At 73.1% G+C, this 21,654-nt stretch carries 19 protein-coding genes and 1 pseudogene; 9 read left to right on the top strand and 11 right to left on the bottom strand.

The genetic code is table 11. The features are described from left to right. Window positions 1–40: 40 nt before the first annotated feature. From ADK41_RS32115 to ADK41_RS32130, 4 genes are all read right to left on the bottom strand, one after another. Entirely contained in the window at window positions 41–871 is an 831-nt protein-coding gene (locus ADK41_RS32115) for a hypothetical protein (protein WP_030823755.1), read from the bottom strand. Next, window positions 868–1,713, bottom strand: coding sequence for a geranylgeranylglyceryl/heptaprenylglyceryl phosphate synthase (locus ADK41_RS32120; protein ID WP_030823758.1), 846 nt, complete (start codon window positions 1,711–1,713; stop codon window positions 868–870). Before ADK41_RS32120 ends, ADK41_RS32115 begins: the two co-directional genes overlap by 4 nt. Before the next feature lie 559 nt (window positions 1,714–2,272). Continuing rightward, window positions 2,273–2,953 carry a hypothetical protein gene (locus ADK41_RS32125; protein ID WP_030823761.1) on the bottom strand — a complete coding sequence of 227 codons (681 nt, stop codon included), beginning with the start codon at window positions 2,951–2,953 and terminating at the stop codon, window positions 2,273–2,275. Beyond that, entirely contained in the window at window positions 2,950–3,621 is a 672-nt protein-coding gene (locus tag ADK41_RS32130) for an ATP-binding cassette domain-containing protein (RefSeq protein ID WP_037803814.1), read from the bottom strand. The genes ADK41_RS32125 and ADK41_RS32130 overlap by 4 nt, the downstream gene beginning before the upstream one ends. A 452-nt stretch (window positions 3,622–4,073) precedes the next feature. Here ADK41_RS32130 and ADK41_RS32135 point away from each other — a divergent pair, with 452 nt between their 5' ends. The 3 genes from ADK41_RS32135 to ADK41_RS40200 are packed head-to-tail and all read left to right on the top strand — an operon-like array spanning window position 4,074 to window position 7,748. After that, the gene (locus tag ADK41_RS32135; protein ID WP_030823781.1) at window positions 4,074–5,282 is read left to right on the top strand and encodes a hypothetical protein; all 1,209 of its coding nucleotides are present in this window, start codon (window positions 4,074–4,076) and stop codon (window positions 5,280–5,282) included. 40 nt (window positions 5,283–5,322) lie between these two features. Then, the gene (locus tag ADK41_RS32140) at window positions 5,323–6,138 is read left to right on the top strand and encodes a glycosyltransferase family 2 protein (protein ID WP_030823784.1); all 816 of its coding nucleotides are present in this window, start codon (window positions 5,323–5,325) and stop codon (window positions 6,136–6,138) included. Between the two features lie 8 nt (window positions 6,139–6,146). Further along, a complete protein-coding gene (locus tag ADK41_RS40200) occupies window positions 6,147–7,748 on the top strand; it encodes a glycosyltransferase (protein ID WP_234318670.1) in 1,602 nt (533 codons plus the stop codon). A gap of 147 nt (window positions 7,749–7,895) precedes the next feature. On the opposite strand, the gene ADK41_RS32150 is transcribed toward ADK41_RS40200, so the two are convergent. From ADK41_RS32150 to ADK41_RS32170, 5 genes and pseudogenes are all read right to left on the bottom strand, one after another. Next, window positions 7,896–9,017 carry a polysaccharide biosynthesis protein gene (locus ADK41_RS32150; protein ID WP_030823790.1) on the bottom strand — a complete coding sequence of 374 codons (1,122 nt, stop codon included), beginning with the start codon at window positions 9,015–9,017 and terminating at the stop codon, window positions 7,896–7,898. A 313-nt stretch (window positions 9,018–9,330) separates the two neighbouring features. Continuing rightward, entirely contained in the window at window positions 9,331–10,161 is an 831-nt protein-coding gene (locus tag ADK41_RS32155; protein WP_030823793.1) for an SDR family oxidoreductase, read from the bottom strand. A 189-nt stretch (window positions 10,162–10,350) separates the two neighbouring features. After that, window positions 10,351–10,551: pseudogene (locus ADK41_RS32160) on the bottom strand (LysR family transcriptional regulator); the annotation flags it as partial. 176 nt (window positions 10,552–10,727) lie between these two features. Further along, window positions 10,728–12,227: a serine/threonine-protein kinase gene (locus tag ADK41_RS32165; protein WP_078661882.1), complete on the bottom strand. Its 1,500-nt coding sequence runs from the start codon at window positions 12,225–12,227 to the stop codon at window positions 10,728–10,730. 307 nt (window positions 12,228–12,534) lie between these two features. Next, window positions 12,535–12,792 carry an N-acetyltransferase gene (locus tag ADK41_RS32170; protein WP_234318674.1) on the bottom strand — a complete coding sequence of 86 codons (258 nt, stop codon included), beginning with the start codon at window positions 12,790–12,792 and terminating at the stop codon, window positions 12,535–12,537. A gap of 601 nt (window positions 12,793–13,393) precedes the next feature. Between ADK41_RS32170 and ADK41_RS32175 the strand changes: the two genes are divergently transcribed. Genes ADK41_RS32175 through ADK41_RS32200 form a run of 6 tightly spaced genes read left to right on the top strand, consistent with a single transcriptional unit; the run spans window position 13,394 to window position 19,112 of the window. Next, complete coding sequence (locus tag ADK41_RS32175) at window positions 13,394–14,458, top strand: NAD-dependent epimerase/dehydratase family protein (RefSeq protein WP_030823806.1); 1,065 nt, start codon at window positions 13,394–13,396, stop codon at window positions 14,456–14,458. After that, on the top strand, window positions 14,455–15,291 hold the full coding sequence (locus ADK41_RS32180) for a UbiA family prenyltransferase (protein WP_051843082.1): 837 nt from the start codon (window positions 14,455–14,457) through the stop codon (window positions 15,289–15,291). Before ADK41_RS32175 ends, ADK41_RS32180 begins: the two co-directional genes overlap by 4 nt. Continuing rightward, the gene (locus tag ADK41_RS32185; protein ID WP_030823812.1) at window positions 15,291–16,472 is read left to right on the top strand and encodes an NAD(P)/FAD-dependent oxidoreductase; all 1,182 of its coding nucleotides are present in this window, start codon (window positions 15,291–15,293) and stop codon (window positions 16,470–16,472) included. Before ADK41_RS32180 ends, ADK41_RS32185 begins: the two co-directional genes overlap by 1 nt. Beyond that, window positions 16,469–17,551 carry a type III polyketide synthase gene (locus ADK41_RS32190; protein WP_030823815.1) on the top strand — a complete coding sequence of 361 codons (1,083 nt, stop codon included), beginning with the start codon at window positions 16,469–16,471 and terminating at the stop codon, window positions 17,549–17,551. The genes ADK41_RS32185 and ADK41_RS32190 overlap by 4 nt, the downstream gene beginning before the upstream one ends. 3 nt (window positions 17,552–17,554) lie before the next feature. Continuing rightward, a complete protein-coding gene (locus tag ADK41_RS32195; protein ID WP_030823818.1) occupies window positions 17,555–18,073 on the top strand; it encodes an isoprenylcysteine carboxyl methyltransferase family protein in 519 nt (172 codons plus the stop codon). A 10-nt stretch (window positions 18,074–18,083) separates the two neighbouring features. Continuing rightward, window positions 18,084–19,112: an NAD(P)/FAD-dependent oxidoreductase gene (locus ADK41_RS32200; RefSeq protein WP_030823821.1), complete on the top strand. Its 1,029-nt coding sequence runs from the start codon at window positions 18,084–18,086 to the stop codon at window positions 19,110–19,112. Window positions 19,113–19,274: 162 nt separating this feature from the next. On the opposite strand, the gene ADK41_RS32205 is transcribed toward ADK41_RS32200, so the two are convergent. Both ADK41_RS32205 and ADK41_RS32210 read right to left on the bottom strand, forming a co-directional pair. After that, window positions 19,275–19,814 (bottom strand): NAD(P)H-dependent oxidoreductase, encoded by a 540-nt coding sequence (locus ADK41_RS32205; protein ID WP_420706747.1) that lies wholly within the window; start codon window positions 19,812–19,814, stop codon window positions 19,275–19,277. A 150-nt stretch (window positions 19,815–19,964) separates the two neighbouring features. Then, window positions 19,965–21,029: a serine hydrolase domain-containing protein gene (locus ADK41_RS32210; protein ID WP_324604880.1), complete on the bottom strand. Its 1,065-nt coding sequence runs from the start codon at window positions 21,027–21,029 to the stop codon at window positions 19,965–19,967. Window positions 21,030–21,654 lie beyond the last annotated feature (625 nt).

Here is a 21,654-nt window from a genome sequence, read left to right on the forward strand (position 1 = left end):
CCCGGGTGAGCCGGCCGGAGGGGCTCCGGCCGGCTTCCGGTCATCCGCCCAGGTGCCGGGGGACGAGCCGGGTCAGCACGTCGTCCGTGTAGAGGTGGACGACCTGCACCAGGCCGGGGGCGCCGGGGGGCGCCTGGACGGCGGCCAGCGCCCGCCCGCGCAGTTCCTCCAGCTGGGCCACGACGTCCTGGCCAGCGACCGCCCCGGTCCGCATCAGATGGGCGAGGTTGCCGTCCCGCTCGCCGTTGCGGTCGTAGTCGGTCAGGTCGTCGGCCGTGGTGATGGTCAGGGCGAAGGCCTCCGCGAACTCCCTCACGGCGTGGCCCGGTTGGCCGTCTCCGCCGCAGGCGGCCGCGAGCGCCCCGTAGCGGCCCAGGAAGGCGGCGCCGTAGGTGCTCGCGTGGGCGCGCCACTCCTGGAGGTTCGTCGCCCGGCTGCGTTTGGTGCCTATCTGACCGCCGCAGAGGTAGACGGCGTCCCGCTCCAGGATGTCCGTCACCGCCTTGGGCTCCCGGGCGAGGGAGGCCAGTTCGTGGAGGGCCCGCAGATGCAGGCGGAGGCAGACACAGGCGAGTTCGACCCGGTCGAGGCCGGTGTCGTCGTCCATCAGGTCGTCGAGGAGCTTCATGGAGACGATGTCGAGGGCCAGCGCGCGGGAGACCGCGGCCCGCCGGTCGGGGTCGGTCGTCCACTCGGTGAGGAAGTGGGGGACCCGCAGGTACAGGCGGAGGGCGGCGGTGTGGGCCACCAGGTCCGGCGATCCCCCGGTCTCGGCGACGCAACGGGTGACGTGGTCGCGGTTGGCGGCCTCGGCGGCGAGCATGGACCGCGTGTAGTCCGCGGGCAGGGCCGTGACCGGGGCGGCCGTCACCGCCCGCTCCCCGGGCGGGCCGGGGCCGCGGAGCGTTCCCCGCCGATCTCGGCGAGGGTGGCCCGCCAGTCCGGGTGTTCCAGCGCTCCGGCGAATCCCACGCGGTCGGCCCCGCTGTCGAGGTAGTCGGTGACCTGCCGGCCGGTGCGGACGTTGCCGCTCACGAAGAGGACCTGGTCGGGTCCGAGCCCTTTGCGGAAGTGCCGTACGACCTCGGGGGGCACGTGGTCGTTGCGCGAGTACAGGTAGACCATGTGGAAGCCGAAGGTACGGGCGACGTGGAGGTGCCGGTCGATCTCCTCGGTGCTCGTGGTGCTCACCGGCATGGTGCCGAGCAGGTCCCCGGTGCGCCGGTCCTCGCCGAAGGTGAGGGCGACGGTGAGGATCAGCTCGGGCCACTCCTCGCGGGGTATGCGGCCGGGACAGGCGGCCAGGGTCTCCAGGAAGCTCTTCCACACGAAGTAGTCGTCGCCGGAGCCCAGCAACGCGGGCAGCAGCACCGCGTCCGCGCCGCGGACCACCGGGAACCCGGCCCCCGGGCGGGGTGGGAAGTGCAGGACGACCGGCAGCGTCGTGACCGCCTTCACCGCCGCCACGTACGGTTCCATGTGCGACTCGAACGACTCGTAGTCCGTGCTGGCCAGGATGACGGCGGCGAAGCCCAGCCGCGTGAGTTCCGCCGCCTTCTCGACCGCCTCCGTCACCGGGACCTTGAAGGGGTCGATGATGTGGACGGGACCCGGCCGGTGGTCGCGCAGCCGGGCGAGTACACGCCCCGGCTGCCAGAGCGGTGGTGCGGCGTGGAGTTCGGTGTGGTGGTCGAGCCGTGGTAAGGCGTTCACCAGCGTCTTCCCCCTTGTCGTCCGGGCGGGTCGCGCGACGAGGTGCCGGCCGCGTCACGCGTTCGGATGAGGTGTCGCACGTTCGGGCGGCTGTGCGGGGCGCCCTGACCCTCGGGGTCGTTCCCCGACCGGTCGCGAGTGACCGGCGCGGCGTCGCCGATGCCGGAGCGGGCGCCTGCCCCGGCGCGCCACCTCGCGGTGTTCCGTCATGCTCGTACGGAGGGCCACCGGGCCGTTTTGGCATCCGCCGAGGCCGGGGTGGAGGAGGAGCGCTCCGGAATCCTTCGGCGAGCCCGCCCGGCGGATTCACCGGCGGACGAACCAAGGGCCTCGTTCACGTGCTCCCCTTCCATTGGAGAGACGAACAGCGGGTCCACCGGGCCGCGTCGAGAACAAGGAGCGGCAGGGCGGTTGCCGATACTACACGCGTTCGTTTCCACGGGGTAGGGAGACTTTGCGCGACGGTTATGAAGGCCGGTCGCACCGAAGTCCGCGCACCGAAACAGGAACGCCCCGGCACTTTGCCGCGCGGGGCGTTTCCAGCGGTCCGGGGCGTAATTCACGCGAATTGCAGATGGCGTCGGCGCCGCAATCGGCCCGCCATCACGCATCCGCTCGCCGCGCCCAGCAGCAGCGTCACTCCGACGGCGTGCGTCACCCCGGAGGCGAACGAACCGGCGTCGGCGCCGTCGACGGCGTAGGTGATGATCTCCCGGGTCGACCAGAAGGGCAGCGCCTTGGCCGAATCCTTGGCCGGGTCCATCACCATCTGGGCGCCGATGACGGAGATCAGCAGCAGGGCGCCCTCCATGTCCCTCGGCACCACCGCCCCGAGCAGCAGCCCCAGGGGCACGGCGACCAGCGTGGTCAGCAACAGTTCCACCAGGACGGCCTGCGGGTGCTGCACGTCCTGCCCGACCAGGATCACCACCGCGTAGAGGGCGCTGACGCCCAGGCCCGCGGTGAGGAGGGCCAGCAGGCGCCCCGCGAAGAGCTGGAGCGGACGGAACCCGGAGAGGGCCAGGAGCGGTTCGATCTCCCGGCCGCCGACCGTGGAGAAGAGGGCCGCGGCGCTGACCGCGAAGCCCACGCCGAGGCTGGCGAAGCGGACGGCCTGCCCGGTCTGGTCGTAGCGCCCGAGGTAGAAGACGAGCGGGACCAGCAGCAGCAGGCCCAGCACGCCTCGTCGGCGCAGCAGTTCGCGGAAGGTCATGTCCGCCATCCGCAGGGTGGCTGTCATCGGATGCCCCTGTCCTTGCCGGGGGTGAGATCCAGCACCTGGTCCACCTGGTCGAGTTGGTTGAGCATGTGGGTGACCACGACGACGGCCCTGCCGGCCTCGCGCCATGCCCGGACGCTCCGCCAGAAGTCCACGTACGAACCGTGGTCGAACCCCTGGTAGGGCTCGTCGAGCAGCAGCAGGTCGGGGGCGCCGAGGGCCGACAGCACGACGTTCAGCTTCTGACGGGTGCCACCCGACAGGTCCTTGGCGAGGACGCCCCGCGCGGGGGACCAGTCGAGCTCTCCCGCGAGTTTCCGGCCACGGTGGTCGGACTCCTTGCGGCTCAGACCCCGGCCGGCGCCGAAGAGGGTGAAGTGCTCCCCGGGGGTCAGGAAACCCATGACGCCGGCGTTCTGCGGGCAGTAACCGAGGCTGCCGGAGACGGTGACCCGCCCCTTGTCGGGGGAGATCAGGCCGGCGCAGATCTTGAGCAGGGTGGACTTGCCCGCCCCGTTGCCGCCGACGATCGCGGCGATCTCGCCCGCGTGCACGACGAGGTCCACACCGGTCAGGACGCGGCGGCGTTTGTAGCGCTTCGCGATGCCCCGCGCCTGCAGGAGGACTTTACGGCCGGCGGGCTCGGACATGCCGTGGAACCCCTCTCGGGCACCGACGGAATAGCCCATGGCTGCCACCTTTCTGCCGACCGCGACAAACGGCACGCGTTGCCGGCCTCAATGGTCAGGATGTGTGTCCCGGCCGGGTTCGCCGCCCCGGCCGACGCTCGCGGACTCAGCCTGCCACACGCGGCGTGCGGGGCGGCCGGGGCCGCGATTCCCCGGAAGTCCGGGTCTCCCGCGAGCCGGTTTCGGGGGATCCTACGGGGCGGCCGGCCGGTGGCGGGATCCCTGCCCCGCATTTCGGCCATCTGTTTCCCCCGCCCGGAACCGCTCTTGCAGGCCCGCCCAACGGCTGGTTAGCGTACCGACCCAGCCACACTCATCGCTCACTCGTGCGTTGCCCGCATTCGTGTTCAATTCGCCTCTTCCGGAGTTCACCGCCGGAACGGGAACCGGTGGGCCGCACCCCGTGTCAGGACCAGAGGGAATTTCCGCTCGGAACGACGAAGGGGACGTGGATGCGCGGGGGGACCGTGGACCGTCGTGTGTGGTGGCAGCGGGCCGTGGCCCGTGGTTTCGCGCCACCGCCCGCCCGCCCCACCCCGTTCGTCCTGGTGGGACGCGAGGGACCGGACTCGGACGTCCGCGGCGAGGTGCGCGAGGACGGCGTGAGCGGCGTGCGGCCCGGCGGGGCGGCGTTCCCGCTGCCGTCCGGTGGCCTCGGGGTGCTGCTGCCCACCTATGTGGGGCGGTGCGACGCCACGGCGCACGAGCAGACGTTCCGTCATGTGCTGGACTCCCTGGCGGAGGTGCGGCAGGCCCACCCGTCCCTTCCGCTGTCGGTGTGGGTGGGTCTGCAGTACGGTCCCGGAGAGGACGAAGAGGCGCTGCGCAGGCTGCGCCGGCTGGCCGGGCTGGTCCCCGAGGACCCGGACCTCACCCTGGTCGGCCTGGCCCTTCCCGGGCCGGGGAAGCTGCGCACGGTGAGCACGGTGCTGCGGCTCTCCGAGGATCTCGGCTACTCGGGCTGGCTGTGGACGGACGACGACGTCGAGATCGCCCCCCGCTGCCTCGCCCTGCTGGTCTCCCGGTTCCTCGAACGCGGCGAACGGGGCGCGGTCGGGGCGCACTCGGTGGCACTGGCCCGGGAGACGGCCACCTCGCAGGCCATGGACCGGGTCTCGGGCGTCACCGCTCCGCCGAAGGCCTGCCCGGCGGCGGCCTGTCTGGTGGTCGCGACGGACGTGCTGGGCACCGGCATCCCGGTCAGACGCCTGACCGACGACGGGTACGTGGTGTTCGAGCTGCTCGACGCCGAGGCGGCCGATCCGCTGCACGACCTGGAGGTGCTGCCGGAGGCCCGGATCAGCTTCTACCGCGTCAGCCGCACCCACGACACGTTCCAGCGGCTGCGCCGCTCCCTCTACAGCCATGTGACCTGCGTCGCCGACTACCCCTGGCCCACCTCACGGGTCTACCTGACCCGGGTCCTCTTCCACGGCCTGTGGCCGCTCGCGGCCTGGGACGGCAGCCGCGGTCCCGTGCGCGGCGTGCAGCGCTGGCTGATCAAGGGACTGCACTTCACCTGGTTCTGCGGCGTGGCCGGCTCCCTGGCGGTGCGCGGTGCGACGGGACGGCCCCTGCGCCACGTGGCGTGGGGCGACGAGGGGGACTTCCGCAGCCCCACCGTCGAGGAACCCGCCGCGGGAGCGGCTGCCGGGCACTGACACACGAGGCCGCCCCGAGGGCGGCCCGGAAGGAGACCCGATGGCGACAGCCGGTCCGACCGGGGCGGCGGTGACCGTCATCCTGCCCCACCACGACTGTGCGGCGTACCTGGGTGCGGCCGTCGCGTCGGTGCTCGCCCAGGACCGTCCGGACCTCCGGCTGACGGTGGTGGACGACTGCTCACCCGACGAGAAGTGGGTCCCCGAGCTCCGTCCGTACGCCGGCGACCCGCGGCTGACGGTGCTGCGCACCTCCCGGAACGTCGGGCACCTGCGGATCAAGAACAAGGTCCTGGAGTCGGTGGACACCCCCTACGTGGCCTTTCAGGACAGCGACGACATCAGCCTGCCGGGCCGGCTCCGCCATCAACTGGCCGCCCTGGAGAAGGACCGTGCCGACCTGGTCGGGTGCGCCTACTCCTGCATCGACGAGGCCGGCCGCACGACGGGGCGGCGACGCATGCCCCGCAACGGCAACCTGTGGATGCGGCTGGGGCGGACGACCGTGCTCCTGCATCCGTCCTCGGTGGTGCGGCGCTCGGTGCTGGAGACCCTCGGCGGCTTCGACGGCACCGTGCGGCTGGGCGCCGACACCGACTTCCACCTCCGGGCGGCCCGCCTGTACCGGCTGCGCAGCGTGCGCAAGGTGCTCTACCGGTACCGGATCTGGCCCAAGTCGCTCACCCAGGCGCCCGACACCGGATTCGGGTCCGCGCAACGACGGGCGTACACGGAGGCGATGACCGCCCAGGAGGAGCGAAGGCGACGGGCCCGCACCCGTGAGGAGCTGCTCCCGCTGCTGATCGCCCCGCCCAACGACATCGACTTCACCCTGACCCGGGTCGAGCTCGGTTAGGGGCGGGTGTGGACGACGTGGACGGCGCTCCGGCGGGGAACGCGGACGCGCCGCTGCCCCGGATCGCGGTGGTGGTGGCCGATCCGGACGGCGACGGGGAGCGCACGGTGCGCGCTCTCCTCGCCCAGACGGTGCGGCCCGTCTCCGTGACGGTGGTGACGGCGGCCTCCGGGCCGCCCGGAGACGGCCCGGCGCCCTGGGACGACGGCGCCCGCTCTTCCCGTACGGCCGGGAGCCCGGACGACGCGGGAGCGCCGGCCGTACGGGTCGTCCGGTGTGCCCACGAGGAACTCGGGCCGGCGTGTGTCGACGCGGCCAGGAACGCGGGGGCGCCGTACGTCGCCGTGCTGCGCGGCGGCGACGAGGCCCTCCCCCACTGTCTGGAGCACCTGTCGCGGGCGGCCCGCGACGGCGGCGGGGACGGCGGTGCTCCGGTCGGCCTGGTGCAGTGCGGCACGCTCGGGCTGCGGGACGACGGTCTCGTGGACGGGTTCACCCTGCCGTCCACGGCCGCCGGCCCCCCGCCCTCTCCCCGGGACCTCCTCGACGGCGCCTACCTGGTGCGGCGCGCACTGCTGGACGCGGAGCGCTCCATGGCGGCCTGGGTCGCCCTGCCCATGCTGCTGGTCCGTCGGAGGACCGGCACCGCCGGGAACCCCGCCGTCGCCCTGGCCCCCGGCATGCGCGTCGTCCGGCGGACCCGCCTGGTCCGGCGCGGACACCGGGCGCCCGCCGCCGCACCGCGCGACAAAAGCACGCCCCGTCTCGTGTCGGTGGTCGTCCCGGTGCGCGACGGCGCCCGCACGCTCGCCGCCCAGCTGACCGCCCTGTCCCGGCAGACCGGCGCCGTTCCGTACGAGGTCCTGGTCGTGGACAACGGCTCGACGGACGCCACCCGCGAGGTGGCCGAACGGGCCCGCGCCGGACTGCGGAACCTGCGGATCGTCGACGCGTCCGACCGCCCCGGGGAGAGCCGCGCCCGCAACCGGGGCATCGCCGCGGCGCGCGGCGACTTCGTCGCGTTCTGCGACGCGGACGACGTCGCCGACTCCGGCTGGCTGGCCGCGATGACGGAGGCGGCCAAGGGGGCCGACCTGGTGGGCGGCGGCCTGGACACGTCCGTGCTCAGCCCTGCCCACACCGACGAGCAGCCCCTGCCGATGGACGCGCAGACGGACTTCCTGCCGTTCGCCCGGGGAGCGAACTGCGGTGCCTGGAAGGACGTCCTGACGGCGATGGGCGGCTGGGACGAGCGCTACCGGGGCGGCGGGGAGGACATGGACCTCTCCTGGCGCGCCCAGCTCTGCGGCTACCTCGTCCGTTACGCGGGCGACGCCGTCATGCACTACCGGCTGCGGGAGGACCTGACCGCGCTGGCGAGGCAGAAGTGGAACTACGGCCGTTCCGGCGCCCAGTTGTACGCCGCGTACCGCCGCGCCGGATTCCGGCGGCGGGAGGGCCGGGTGGTCGTCATGAACTGGTGCTGGCTGGTGCTGCACGTTCCGGACCTGGTGCGGTCGCCCGCGCCGCGCCGGCGCTACGTCCGTTACGGGGCGCGGCTGGCCGGGTTCCTGGCGGGAAGCGTGCGGCGGGGCGTCCGGTACCTGTGAGGACCTGCTTCCGGTGCACGTGAGGACGGAAGGCCGTACGGGTGGGGACAAAAGCCCGGCACACGTGAGCAGGGGCGGCGCCCGTGAGGCGTGGAGTCCGTACGTGAGACGGCGCGCCGGACGGGTCCGGCGCACCGTCCGCCCGGATCAGACCAGCCGGTGGCCGGTTTCCGGCGCCACGGAGTCGCCCTCCATGGCCCGGCAGGTGGCCCGCAGGGCGGCGACGACGGCGTGGTCCTCCCCCCAGGCGTCGAGGTCCGGGCCGTCCCCTGTCTTCAGGGCCGGCACCGGCACCTCCATGATCTTCGGGTGCACGTACCGGACCGGGGTTTCGGAGGGGGCCACCAAGGACTCGGTGAGTTTCTCCCCCGGTCTCAGTCCGACGTAGTGGACCGGAAGCTCCGCGCCCGCCCGCGCGATGACCCTTCGTGCGATGTCGAGGATCCGGACCTGCTCCCCCATGTCCAGCACCAGGGCGTGACCGACGCTGCCCAGCGCGGCCGACTGGACGACCAGTTCCACGGCCTCCTGCACGGTCATCAGATAACGCGTCACCCCCGGGTGGGTGACCGTCACCGGGTTTCCGGCCGCGACCTGGCGGGCGAAGACGTCGAGGAAGGACCCCTGGCAGCCGAGCACGTTGCCGAACCGCACGCTCACGTACGGCCTGCCCGCCTGGATGGCGGCCGCCGCGGTGAGTCCCTCGGCTATGCGCTTGGAGTATCCGAGCACCCCGACCGGGTCGACCGCCTTGTCGGTCGAGATGTTCACCAGGAACGCGACGTCCGCGGCCAGCGCCGCGTCCAGGACCGCCCGGGTGCCGAAGACGTTCGTCTTGACGGCCTCGCCGGGGAACTCCTCGAGGATGGGGACCCACTTGAGGGCCGCCGCGTGGAAGACGATGTCCGGTCGGCACCGGTGGAAGAGCCGCGTGAGCCCCCTGGAGTCCCTGATGTCGGCGAGGAGGATGCCGGGGCGCACCGACGAGGGGCCGTCCGCGACGCTGCCGGCCGCCAGGTGAAGAGCCGTCTCGTTGCGGTCGAGCATCATGAGGCTCTCGGGTGCCCACCGGCTGAGCTGCCGGCACAGCTCCGATCCGATGTAGCCGCCGGCCCCGGTGACCAGGATCCGCCGGCCGCGCAGGAATCCGGCACTGCTCTCGAGGCCGGTCCTTATCCGCTGCCGACCGAGAATTCCTTCGAGGTCCAGGGCGGGATGGTCGCCGGTTGGCAGGTGCGCACCGTACCCTGCGGAATTATCGTCAAACATGCAGTCACACTTCCTTTTTGACAAGAGCCATGACTGATGTGCCGACCGACACGACGAACTGGACCGACGTGTCGTCTTGGTGCTTTCTTCGCCGACACCATTGCGCTGTCTTCCCGGGGCGTTGTGCCCGAGGACCACATTCCGGCGGCCGTTCGCCACCTGCCGCACCGGCTCCGTCGACGTCGGGCGGATCCGCGTGGACGTCCGGAGGCGGCCGGGATCGTCACCTTATCGAGGGGCGGGCCGGCGCGGGGCGATTTCCTCGACCGCCGCCGGACACGCCCGGCGGCGCCGGGCGGTGAGCCGGGCCGGCTCACGGGCCGCCGACGCCGAGGAATTCGCGCGCGCCCCGCAAGCGGGTCCGGACCCGGGCCCGGGTGGCGTCGGTGACGAGGCGGATGTCCAGCCCTCCCGGCGGGTCCACGTCGCTGCGCAGCCCGGCCGGCAGCCGGGCGGGGTCCAGTCCGTCGCGCCGGGCGATGAGGACGCCCAGTTCGTGACGGTTCATCGCGTCCGGTCCGGCCACGTGGAACACACCGGATCCGTCCGACTCCGTGATCTCCAGGAGGGCGGAGGCCAGATCGTCGACGTGGACCGGGCAGCGGGTGTCGTCCGTGAACAGGACGCCGGCGCGGGTACCGGCCGCGAGGGCGTGCACGGCCTTCTCGTGGGCGGACCGGCCATGCCCCACGATGAGCGAGGTGCGCACCACTGCGGCCTCGGGCACCGTCACCCTCACGGCCGTCTCCGCCGCGGCCTTGGCGGCTCCGTAACGGGAGACGGGGTCGGGGAGCGCGTCCTCGCGGTAGTGGACGTCGGCTCCGGAGAACACCGCGTCGGAGGAGACGTGGACCAGCCGGCACCCGGCCCGCGCCGCGTGCAGGGCCAGCCGGACCGCGCCGTCGGCCGTGACCGCCCAGTCGGTGTGCCCGCCGGCCGTGTTGATCACCGCGGCCGGACGGGCCCGGTCCAGTACTTCTTCCATCCGCCCCGCATCACGCAGGTCGGCCCGGTACCAGGTGACCGGCAGCAGGTCTCCCGGGGTGGTCCGGTAGGTCGCGGCCACGTCCCATCCGGCGGCCACGGCCCGGCGGAGCACTTCGCGCCCGAGGAACCCGCTCCCGCCGACGACAAGCACTCTCACGCATCGCCCCCCTGACGTCCGGACTTCCCCGATCGCTCCCAGGAGTACGGGGGATGGCCCACGCGACCGTGTCGAGCCGTGATTCCTGGGGGCCGATGCTACTGAAGGCCGCGGGTCACGGGGAAGGCGCCCGCCGGACGGCTTCGCCGGTCAGGGAGGGGCCGGGGAGAACCGGTGGGCTGCCGGTGCTCAGCGGCGGTACGCGGCTGCCGCGATCGTGACGAAGGACCGGATCGACGGGTTGGTGTCACCTTCGTTCCGCACGGCCACCACTCGGCTCGGCACCATGTCGATCAGCGGTACCACGGCCGGCTCCGCGGGCAGGTCGTGTCCGGGCGGCACAAGGCCGGCCGTGCCGTTCCACGGCACGGCCCGCAGGCATTCCCGGACGGGCGCCGGCCGTGTGGGATCCGGTCTTCGCCGGCGCCCCCGCTCGTGGAGGCAAGCGGGCCCTGCGGTCGCGCCACAAACTGCGCGCGCCGCAGCCGCACCACCCGGCCGGGAGGGCCAGGAGGTGAAGGCCAGGGGCAGGGGATCGACCGCGCTCGCCGTGCCGGGTCTCCGGCTCAGTGATCGGCACCCCGGTCCGCCGTGGCCCCCCTTCCCTCGTTCTTCCGCGCCTTCCTTTCCTCCTTCTGCGCCTTTCCCCGGTTCCTCTCGGCCGTTTCGGACGTGCCGGGCCGTTCGCCGGAGGTCTTCGCCCCGGTCCGCTTCTCCCTGTCGGGGAGGTTTGTGGTCAGGCCGCCCCGAGCACCGTCCGAGTGGGAGCGGGGCGTTGAGGCTCCGGCGCCGTGTGCGGCTGTCCCGGCGCCTGGATTCCGGACCGGATCAGCCGGGGCGGAACGAGGGCCTCGTCCCGAAGAGGCGTCACGGGGCGGCTCGGCCGGGGCGTCGGGAACGGAGGACGACGGGGCCGTGGATGCCGTGTCATTCCCTTTGGCGGCGGTGTGCGGCGGGGCGGTCGGCGCGGAGGAGCGGCTGACGGCCCGTGTCTCCTTCTCGCCGCTTTCCTGGTGTGAGGAGCCGTCAGGGAGGGCGAGGGCAGTGGTCAGCGCGGCAGCGAGCGCGGCAGTCCCACCGGCGACCAGCATGCGGCGCCGTGCGGCGGCGGCTTTCGGTCCGGGCGCGCTGTCCGCGGGCAACGGGTTCGGGTGCGTGCTCTCGGCATCCCGCACCGGCCTCCGGCTCGGCGCGACGCTCGTAGCGCGGGGCGCGGAGGGGACGGTCACGGAATCCGCCGTGCCGGCGAGGGCGGTCAGCATCCGGGCGCACTCGTGCGCCGTCGGGCGTTCCCCCTCGTCCAGGGCGGTCATCTTCCGCAGCAGGGCCGCGAGGTCTTTCGGCAGGGAGGCGGGCAGTACGGGCCGGCGGTGGAGGCGTGCGACCGCTGCCTCGAGAGGGCTTCCGCCGTATTCGAGCCTGCCTGTGAGGCACTCGAGGAGTACGAGACCGAGGGCGTAGATGTCGGCGGGCCGGCCGACGGGCCGGCCGAGCACCTGCTCGGGGGACAGGTACGCGGCGGTGCCGATGAGTGTGCCGGTGGCGGTACGGGTGGTGGCGTCGAGCAGTCGGGAGATACCGAAGTCGGTCAGGTGAGGACGCCCGGATGCGTCCAGGATGATGTTGGACGGCTTCACATCACGGTGGACGATCCCCGCTTCATGCGCGTGGGCCAGGGCCTCGGCGAGGTCGGCGCCGAGGGCGGCCGCCGCTTCGGGGGACAGAGGGCCTTCGGTGATGCGGCCTTTCAGCGTGGGGCCTTCGACCAGTTGCATGACCAGGTAGGCGCGGTCCTTGTGCCGTCCGGCGTCATAGGCCGTGACCAGCCCGGGATGTTGCATCCTGGCCAGAATGACCGCTTCGTCCTGGAAACGTTCCTCCATGTCGAGGTCGGCTCCAGGGCGGAAGACCTTGACGGCTACCGGTCGCCTCAGACGCAGGTCGAAGCCGCGGTGGACGTCGGCGGCACCGCCCGAGCCGAGGAGCGCGTCCAGACGGTACCGTCCGGCCAGCACCGCGGCGGAATACCGGGAGGTCAGCGCCAACGCCGACTCGCGGAGCCTCATTCCATCTCCTACTTCTTCGAAGAGGTGTCCGTACAGGCGCTCGTCGCCTACGGGGTTCCGGACACACGTACCCGTGAGGGATCGGGCTACCCCGACGGCCCGGCGGCCACCGGTCCGCCCGCCCAAGACCCGGGCGATCAGCCGGTGAAGCCCTTGCGACGGGAATGGTCACCGGTCCGGACACCGATCCCGCCGACGACGTCGACAAGCCCGTACAGGACCACTGGCCGCGGCCGCGAAGACCTCACCCGGCGCCGGCCGTCAGGACGACTCCACCGCCGCGCCGGAGGAAACCGCGGGAAACCCTTCACCCCGCGCTCCTGGCGACGGCAGCAGACCGGAGATGGGAGCAGGGGTCCTCGGCGGCCGCCCGGGGGATGCGCATCCTGTGCAACAGGTCACGCGTGAGGCGATGGCCGTCGGTGGCGCGCCAGGTGACGCCGGGGTACCGCGAACGCAGATGCGACAGCGCCCTGGTGCCCAGTCCGCTGTCACGGAACGAACCGTCGATGACCACGTCGGTGATCACGCCCTTGGCGCACTCCTCGCACGTCCGGTAGGTCACCTGGCCGACCACCCTGCGGATATGGACCAGCAGCAGGCACTCCTCCCCTGCTGCACCGGGCGCGGGCGACTGCAGCAGCCCGACCGCGCGATAGGCCAGGAGCCTGCGCCGCCACCGGCCCCTACGCCGTCCGGCGCGCCGGTGCCTGCCTCCGCTCCCCCGTGGCGACACGACGGACTGCGGCTCCGGCGACCGACCGTGCGCGACGTCCCTGACGGGTGTGTGATCGTGATGCATGGAGTAGCTGGTTCCCCGTTGTGCGGGAGCGATGTCCGCGTCTCCCCCGGTGGAGCGGAACCGGTGAAGGCCGCGTTCCCCGTCCGTCGGCCGGCGGTCCACACCGACACCGTCCGCCCGGCGATCTGCCGAGGAAGCCTCCGGTCGTCAAAAGGCCGTCAAAAGGCTGCGTGCCAGAGGGACGGGGAGGCGGCCCGCCCTCGGGTTCACCCTCGGCACGGCAGTACACGCTGAAAACGCTCCCTGTTTCCTCCGGGTCCGGAAGGACGCGCACACGCTCGGCGCACCGGCCGGGTGACGTCAGTGTCCGCCGGATGCCGGAGTGCCTCGTGTGAGAGAAGGGGCGACGGGCAACGCATCCTGCATGCGCATCGTGGTCACCGGGGTGACCGGAAACATCGGTTCTGTCGTCGTGCGGCGCTTGCGTGCCGAGGGCGGGCACGACCTTGTGGGTCTGGCCCGGCGGCTGCCCGAGGGCACCGACAGCCGGGGCGTCGACTGGCGCTCTGCGGACCTCAGCGTCGAGGCCTGCCACGGCACACTCGTCGAGGCCTTCACCGGCGCGGACGCGGTCGTCCACCTGGCATGGGGCTTCCAGCCGTCCCACGATCTCGCCTATCTCACCGAACTCGGCGTCGGCGGTACCCGCCGCGTGCTCCGGGCCGTCGCCGACACCGGTGTCCCGCACCTGATCCACATGTCCTCGGTCGGGGCCTACTCACCGAAGAAGGACGACCGTCCGGTGGACGAGTCCTGGCCCACCGGAGGCGTGCGCAGTTCGCGGTACAGCCGGCACAAATCGGCGGCCGAACACCTCCTCGACCGGCATGAGGCCTCCGGCGCCGGCACGCTCGTCACCCGCCTCCGGCCGGGAATCGTCGGGCAGCGCGCCGCCGGCAGCGCTCTCCTGCGGTACGGCGTGCCCGCCCTCGTGCCCTCCAGGGTGCTCGGTCTGCTGCCGGTCCTGCCGATGGACCGGAGGCTGACCATCCCGATGGTTCACACCGACGACGTCGCCGAGGCGATCGTCACGGTGTTGCACCGGCGCGCGGCGGGTCCGTTCAACCTCGCCGCCGACACGCCCGTGACCGCGGCGGTCCTCGCGGACGCGCTCGGCGCCAGGCTGGTGCACGTGCCCTCCGCCGTGGTCCGCGCCGTCATGTCGGCCGCCTGGCACGCACGCCTGCAACCGGTCGACACCGGGTGGCTCGACATGGGCTTCGCGCTCCCGACGCTGGATACGACCCGGGCGCGCACGGAGCTCGACTGGGCCCCGGTCAAGGACGGCCCGCAGGTGCTCGCCGAGGTGATCGAGGGCATGAGGGAGGCCGCGTCCGGCCGGACACCCGTGCTGCGCCCACGCACCGTCCTCGGGGCGCTCGGCGACGCGGCCCGTCGTGGACCGGTCGCTGTGCGGCGACGCCCGTGACCGCCGGCACGGCACCGACGCGCTCCGGACCGCCGCCCGTGGTCGCGCTGCTCTCCGCCGCCCACGGCGGGCCGGCTCTGGCGGTCGCCGCCGTCGCGGGCCTGCTCGCGCTCCGCGGCGACCTGTACCCGTTCGACACCGCCGTCGTCACCGCCGCGGTACTCGCCGGTCAGCTCACGATCGGCTGGGGCAACGACCTGCGGGACCTCCCCCGCGACCGCGCCGTCGGCCGGACCGGCAAGCCGTTGGTCACCGGAGCCCTCCCGGTCGCCTGGGTGGTGCGCGCCCTGGCCGTGGCCGGACTCGCCTGCATCGTGCTGTCCGCGCTCGCCGGACGGCGCAGCGCGCTGGTCAACATCGTCCTCGTCGCCGGCGCGGGCCACGCCTACAACCTGGGGCTCAAGGCGACCTGGTGGTCGTGGGCGCCGTACGCCAGTGCCTTCGGGACGCTGCCCTCGGTCGTCACCCTCGCCGGCCCCGCCCCGGCCTGGGCGCCGCTGTGGACGACCGGCGCCGGAGCCGCGCTCGGTGTCGGGGCGCATCTGCTCAACACGCTGCCCGACCTCGCCGACGACGAACGCACCGGCGTCCGCGGCCTGCCGCACCGGCTCGGCGAGCGCCTTTCACGCGTCCTGGCCGCCGTGCTGCTGGCCGTCGCCTCGCTGCTGGCCGTGCTCGGCCCCGCCGGGCCTCCTCCGGCGTGGGCGCCGGCGGTCCTCGCCCCGGTGGCGGTCCTCGTCGTGCTCACGTGGGCCGCCCACGGCCGTACCCCCTTCCGGGCCGCGGTGGCTGTCGCCCTGCTCGATGTCGTGCTGCTCGTGGCGGCCGGTTGATGGCGCCTGCATCCACTCGCTGGGACCTCGCGGTGGTCGGCGCCGGACCCGCCGGCGCCGCCGCCGCCCTGGGCGCACTGCACGCCGACGCGGGTCTGCGCGTCGCCCTGCTGGACCGGGCGGGCTTCCCGCGGGACAAGGTCTGCGGCGACGGGGTGGCCCCGCACGTCCTCGACCTCCTCTCCGAGGTCCTCGTCACCGGTCTCGTCGACGACCGGGTCCCGGTCGAGCGTCTCCGCCTCGGCCGGGGCGGCCTGGCCGTCGAGCGGCGGACGGCCCGCCCGGCGTGGGTGGTGCCGCGCCGGATCTTCGATGCCCGACTGGTCGACGCGGCCGTCGCCGCGGGCGCCCGGCTCCTGCGGCACCGCGTCCGTGATCTGCGGCGGGACACCGACGCGGTGATCCTGGACGGGGAGGTCTCCGCCGCGGTCGTGGTCGGCGCCGACGGCGAGCACTCGGTCGTCCGACGCGCGCTCGGCCGCTCTCGCGGTCCGGTGGCCCTGGCGCTGCGCGGCTACGCCCCGGTCGCACCCGGGCGGCGAGGCGTACAGGTCATCGAGTTCGGCACCCGCCACCAGCCGTCGTACGCCTGGTCCTTCGACCGCGGTGACGGCCACGCGAACGTCGGATACGGCGAGGTCCTCCACGGAGGCCGGCCGGCGCCGACCCGCGCCCAGTTGTTCGAGCGGCTGGAGGTGCTCCTGCCCGGCGCGGCCGAGGAGGGACGGGACTGGGCCGGGCACCTCCTGCCGCTCTCGACGGCACGCTGGCGCCCTCCGGCCGGTCGCGTGCTGCTCGCGGGCGACGCCGCCTGCCTGGTGAACCCCCTGACCGGAGAGGGCATCCACTACGCCGTGGCCACCGGCATCGCGGCCGGTCGCGCCGCCGCCGCAGCCCTACGGGACGGACGGCCCGAGCGGGCGGGAGAGCACTACGCCCGCATCACCCGCCGGATCCTGTTGCCCCACCTGCGCCACACCGCTCTGGCCGCCCGGCTCGCCCGCACCACCGGTGTCCTCGAGGCCGGGCTGCGGGCTTCGGCCGCCGACCAGCGCGTCTTCGACGACTTCGTCGAACTCGGTCTCGCTCGCGGCCGGTTGACCCCCACCGTCGCGCTCGGCCTCGGCCGGGCGTTCCTCACCCCCATCCGTCCGACCGGCCGCCCTCGGGAGCCAGCATGACCATGCGTGTCCTCAGTGTCTGCGGTGTCCTGCCCCATCACCGCTACCGGCAGGAGGAGATCACCGAGTCCTTCGTCGGCATACTGGTCGAGGATGCGGTCGACCGCGGCGTCGTCGAACGGTTCCACCGCAACACGTGCGTCGAGACCCGGCACACCGTGCTGGCGCTGGAGGAGTACGCCCGCCTCGGGGACTTCGGCCGGTCGAACGACGCCTTCATCCGGATGGGCGTCGAACTGGGCGGTCGCGCGGTCGTCAACGCGCTCAAGGAGGTCGGCCTCACGCCGACCGACGTCGACTTCATCGTGTCGTGCACGGTGACCGGTCTGGCCGTCCCTCCGCTCGAAGCCCGCATCGCGGCGGAGATCGGGCTGCGCCCCGACGTGGTGCGCATGCCCCTGGTAGGCCTCGGCTGTGTCGCCGGCGCGGCCGGCGTCGCACGCCTGAACGACCTGCTGCGCGGCCGTCCGGACGGGGTCGCGGTGCTGGTGTCGGTCGAGTTGTGCTCGCTCACGTTCCAGCGCGAGGACACCTCGCTCGCCAATCTCGTGGCGAGCGGCCTGTTCGGGGACGGCGCCGCGGCGGTGGTCGCAGTCGGTTCCGGGCATCCGCTCGCACGGTCCGACGACCCCGCCCGCCCCGAGGTCCTCGCCTCGCGCAGTCGTCTCTACCCCGACTCGGAACGCATGATGGGCTGGGACGTCGGTTCCGGCGGATTCAGGATCGTGCTCGACTCCTCGGTCCCCGACCTGGTGCGCCGGTACGTCGGCGACGACGTTCGCGGCTTCCTCGACGACCACGCCCTCACCGGCGACGACATCGGCTGGTACGTCGCGCACCCCGGTGGTCCCAAGGTCCTGGAAGCACTGCAGGAAGTGCTCGGGATCGAGCGTGACGCCCTGGGAGTGACCTGGGACTCACTGCGCCGGATCGGCAACCTGTCCTCCTCCTCCGTGCTGCACGTCCTGGCGGACACGCTCGCCGACCGCCCTCCGCGGCCCGGCTCCCACGGGCTCATGCTCGCCCTGGGCCCGGGCTTCTGCTCCGAACTCGTGCTCCTGCGCGCCCCGGGAGGATGAGAGGTGAGCGGCGAGGTTCTGTTCACCGTCCTGGTCCTGGCCGTCGGCCTGGAACGGGTCGCCGAACTGTTCGTGTCCCACCGCAACGCCGTCCGGAGCATCGCGCGGGGCGGTGCGGAGGCCGGGCGGGGCCACTACCCGTTCATGGTGGCACTGCACACGGGCCTGCTGGTCGGCGCGCTCGTGGAGGTACGGGTGCGGCAGCCGGACGCCGTACCGGCCCTCGTCTGGACCATGCTCGCCCTCGTCGCGGCCTCGCAGACGCTGCGCTGGTGGTGCGTCGCCACCTTGGGCCGGCAGTGGAACACCCGGTTGATCGTCGTGCCCGGCGCCGCGCGCGTGACCGGCGGCCCCTACCGCCTGCTCCGGCACCCGAACTACCTCGCCGTCGTCGTCGAGGGGTTCGCGCTCCCGCTGGTGCACTCGGCCTGGGTCACGGCGGTCGTCTTCACCGTGCTGAACGGATTCCTGCTCGCCACCCGCGTCCGCGCCGAGGACACCGCCCTGGCGCGGCTGGCCTGAGGAGGGTCTCATGGATCTCCTCGTCGTCGGTGGAGGACCGGCAGGTCTCGCCACGGCATTGCACGCGGCTCGGGCAGGCCTCGAAGTCGCCGTCTGGGAGCAGCGCGCCGGCACCCTCGACAAGGCGTGCGGCGAGGGTCTGATGCCGGGTGCCGTCGCCGCCCTGGCAGCGCTCGGTGTGCACCCGCCGGGACACGACCTGTGGGGCATCTCGTACGTCTCCGGGCCGCGTCGGGTCGACGCCGACTTCCGGGCGGGGCCGGGCCGCGGGGTACGTCGCACCGTCCTGCACGCGGCGCTGCGCGAGGCGGTGCTGGCCGCCGGCGTACGGATCGAGCAGCGCACGGTGCGCCGTGTCGAGCAGGACGAGGACGGTGTCGTGATCGACGGCACCCGTGCCGGCCACCTCGCCGCTGCGGATGGCCTGCACTCGCCGATCCGCCGGTCCCTGGGTCTGCACCGGCCGCGTCGGGCCCACCGGCGACACGGGCTGCGCCGCCACTACGTGCTCGCCCCCTGGAGCGACCGCGTCGAGGTGCACTGGGCCCGTGACGCGGAGGCCTACGTGACCCCGGTGGGCGACGGCCTGGTGGGCGTCGCGGTGCTCACCGCCGGCCGCGGACCGTACGACGACCACCTCGCCGCCTTCCCCGCATTGCGGGAGCGGCTGGCCGGAGCCGGACCCGCCGGACCGGTGCGCGGGGCGGGGCCGCTCCGCCAGGACACGCACGCACGCACCGCCGGCCGGGTGCTGCTGGTCGGCGATGCGGCCGGTTACGTCGACGCGCTGACCGGTGAGGGCGTCGCGCTGGCGCTCGCGCAGGCCTCGGCGGCGGTGCGAGCAGTCGTCGACCATGACCTGGCGGCGTACGAGCGGGAGTGGCGACGACTCACCCGGCGCCATCGCCGGCTGACCCGGGCGCTGCTCGGCGCGACGAGGATCCTCCCGGTCCGCTCAGCGCTGGTGCCCACGGCGCAGCGGCTGCCGGGGTTGTTCTCCGCGACCGTCGATGCGCTGGCGCGTCCGGCGGGTACATGATCCGGCAGGCTTCGGACACCTGCGCCGCGTACGGACGGAGGAATCCGACGCCGTCCGCGGGGACGATGACGGCCGCCGCGGTGCGCCGCGATGAACCCCGGCTCGTTTCGGCTCGGCCTGGCACCGAAGGGCGCGGGGTGGCACCCTGCCTCATGGCCGTCGTCATCGGTGACGGATGCCCAGGAGCTCTTCGGGGGCGACCACCGGACGGACCGAGAGCGCGCGGCCGCGTCGGCCGGCATCGACTTCGTCACGCTCAAGGAGGGCCTGAGCCCGCGGATCAGCCGCGGCCCGAGGACGTGTGCGTGCCCGGCGCCGGGCCCCGAAGGGGACGCTCCTGCGCGTCGGTGAGCAGGCCGACGGGGGAACGGGAGAAGCCGCAGCAGCAGGCGATGCCTTCACTCGGACCGGTCTCGAGACGGTTCGCATCCCCTCCACGACGGGCTCGTCGGCGGTGGCGCCGGCGAGCCCCAGCCACAGCACGCGCTTGCCCGCGAGGCGGGGCCCGCTGCGGCCGCGGGCGAACCCGTGGTTCCCCACGTGGTCGATCCAGCCCTTGAGGACGGCGGGCGCGCTCTGCCGGTACATCGGGAAGACAGCGACGACACCGGCGTCGAGGATGCGCCGCACATGGGCGTGCGCTTCGTCCGAGTACGCCTTCTCCCTGTCGCCCCGGTCGGGCCGGTGCGACGCGCCAGGCATTCGGTTCCCGGACGGCAGGGGGGCTTTTCCGGGAGTGGCCGTGTGGTGCGGTGCGCGTTCGGAGCTGCTGTCCGGGTTCCTGAAGAGCCGGCCGCGGTCACCCGGCCCGGCCCGAACGGTCTGATCTTCATCACGGTGTCGAGCACGTGATCAAACGGTGCGGCACAGGGCGTGGTCGATGAGGTGGTGCAGTGCGTCCTCCTGACGGGCCGAGGTCTTCGGGTCCGCGGAGCGGCTGTGCGCGGAGACGGTGACAGTGCGTCGGCCGTCCACGGTTGCCGCCGCCCGGATCACATATCCGAAGCCGCTCCCTCCGTGCCCGAGGTAGCCGCCGCCGCAGGACAGGGGTGTGAAGAACAGGCCCAGGCCGTCCCGGGTGTCTTCCGGGTGACCGCTGTTCTCCGGCACCGGCACGGTGTTCTGCAGGGCGGCGAGTTCGGCGGGCTTCAGCAGCTGTCCACTTGCCAAGGCGCCGAAGAAGCGGTTGAGGTCGCGGGCCGTGCCGGTCATCGAGCCGTCGGCCCCGCTGTCGAAGGGACGGTAGGGGATGGTGGTGTCGACCATCGGGCCGTCCACGGTGAACTGCTGGTAGTTGGCCGTGTGCGGATACGGAAGGAAGGGCCGGGTGCCGGGGGTGCCGGTGTGCCGCAGGCCGAGCGGGCGCAGGACGCGGTCGTGGACCTGCTGTTCCCAGGTGCGGCCTGTGATCTTCTCAATGATCATTCCGGCGAGCACGTAATTCGTGTTGGAATACGCCCAGCCGGCGTCTGCCCGGAAGGCGGGTTCATGGCGCATGGCAAGGCCCATCAGCTCTTCGGGCTCGTAGGCACGCCACCGGTTGGCGAAGTAGGTCCGGGCACCGGGGTCGGGGAAAACGTCGTGAATGTAGTCGGACAGGCCACTGGTGTGCTGCAGCAGGTTGCGGACGGTGATGGTCCGGCCGTCGTTTCCCGCACCGGACACCACCCCGGGCAGCAGCTGCTCCACCGTCTGGTCGAGGGAGATCCGTTTTTCACCCACCAGTTGCAGCATGACGGTGGCGACGAACGTCTTGGTGGTACTGCCCAGGCGCAGGTAGCCGTCCCTCGGAACCGGGCGGCGAGTGACCAGGTCCCCCACCCCGGAGCGGGCCGTGACCGTCCCGCGCGGAGTCTCCAGACGGACCGTCACCCCGGTGACCCCGGTGTCCCGCAGTGCGTCGGCGTCACGCTGCACGGACCAAGCCGTGTCGGTGGAGCGCGGCGCGGCCGAAGCCGCAACGGACGGCAGAGACGACGCAGCCAGTGCCAGCACCGCAGCCGATAACCGTGAACGACGAAAGATCATGACCCGAGACCAGGAACAGCGAGGGCGGCCGGCCATCCGGGATACGCCCGATCTCGAGCGGGTGCCGGCCGGATGGACATCATGCCGCTGAAGCCGGGTGCGTGAGGTCGGCGACCGTCGTCGGAGCTGTCGGTGTCGGGCACGGTGGAAGCCGGTGAGGCCGGTGTCGGGCCGGTGGATGACGGACACGCTCCGGCACGCGGCTTCGGCGAGCCGACGATCTCCTCGGACATGCGCGCGGAGCAGGGCGCCCGCAGGATCGATGCTCCGCGTGGCCGCGAAGCGGGCCCGTCGTCCGCGTGCGGTTCGGCCCGTCCCCGTTTCGTGCGGTGGGTGAACGCCTCGGGCGTCGCCCCGTCGGCGAAGCCGTTTTGGCAGTCGTGGCCGAGGCGGTCGCCGAGGAGAGGGGCGGCGACGTCGTGCACCGGCCGGCGCCCGGCTGCCGTCCTGCCCCGGTCGGAGGGTGTCGGACCGCGCAGGGTGTCGAGCGGCGACCTGGGCTCGGGGCCGGGCA

The organism is Streptomyces caelestis (assembly GCF_001279005.1).
Taxonomy (GTDB): Bacteria; Actinomycetota; Actinomycetes; order Streptomycetales; family Streptomycetaceae; genus Streptomyces; species Streptomyces heliomycini.

Coding starts and splice junctions, on each gene's coding strand:
- ADK41_RS32135 (WP_030823781.1), top strand. CDS start 4,074: ATGCGCGGGGGGACCGTGGACCGTCGTGTGTGGTGGCAGCGGGCCGTG.
- ADK41_RS32125 (WP_030823761.1), bottom strand. CDS start 2,953: ATGACAGCCACCCTGCGGATGGCGGACATGACCTTCCGCGAACTGCTG.
- ADK41_RS32165 (WP_078661882.1), bottom strand. CDS start 12,227: ATGAGGCTCCGCGAGTCGGCGTTGGCGCTGACCTCCCGGTATTCCGCC.
- ADK41_RS32130 (WP_037803814.1), bottom strand. CDS start 3,621: ATGGGCTATTCCGTCGGTGCCCGAGAGGGGTTCCACGGCATGTCCGAG.
- ADK41_RS32140 (WP_030823784.1), top strand. CDS start 5,323: ATGGCGACAGCCGGTCCGACCGGGGCGGCGGTGACCGTCATCCTGCCC.
- ADK41_RS32185 (WP_030823812.1), top strand. CDS start 15,291: ATGGCGCCTGCATCCACTCGCTGGGACCTCGCGGTGGTCGGCGCCGGA.
- ADK41_RS32150 (WP_030823790.1), bottom strand. CDS start 9,017: ATGTTTGACGATAATTCCGCAGGGTACGGTGCGCACCTGCCAACCGGC.
- ADK41_RS32190 (WP_030823815.1), top strand. CDS start 16,469: ATGACCATGCGTGTCCTCAGTGTCTGCGGTGTCCTGCCCCATCACCGC.
- ADK41_RS32200 (WP_030823821.1), top strand. CDS start 18,084: ATGGATCTCCTCGTCGTCGGTGGAGGACCGGCAGGTCTCGCCACGGCA.
- ADK41_RS32175 (WP_030823806.1), top strand. CDS start 13,394: ATGCGCATCGTGGTCACCGGGGTGACCGGAAACATCGGTTCTGTCGTC.
- ADK41_RS32205 (WP_420706747.1), bottom strand. CDS start 19,814: ATGCCTGGCGCGTCGCACCGGCCCGACCGGGGCGACAGGGAGAAGGCG.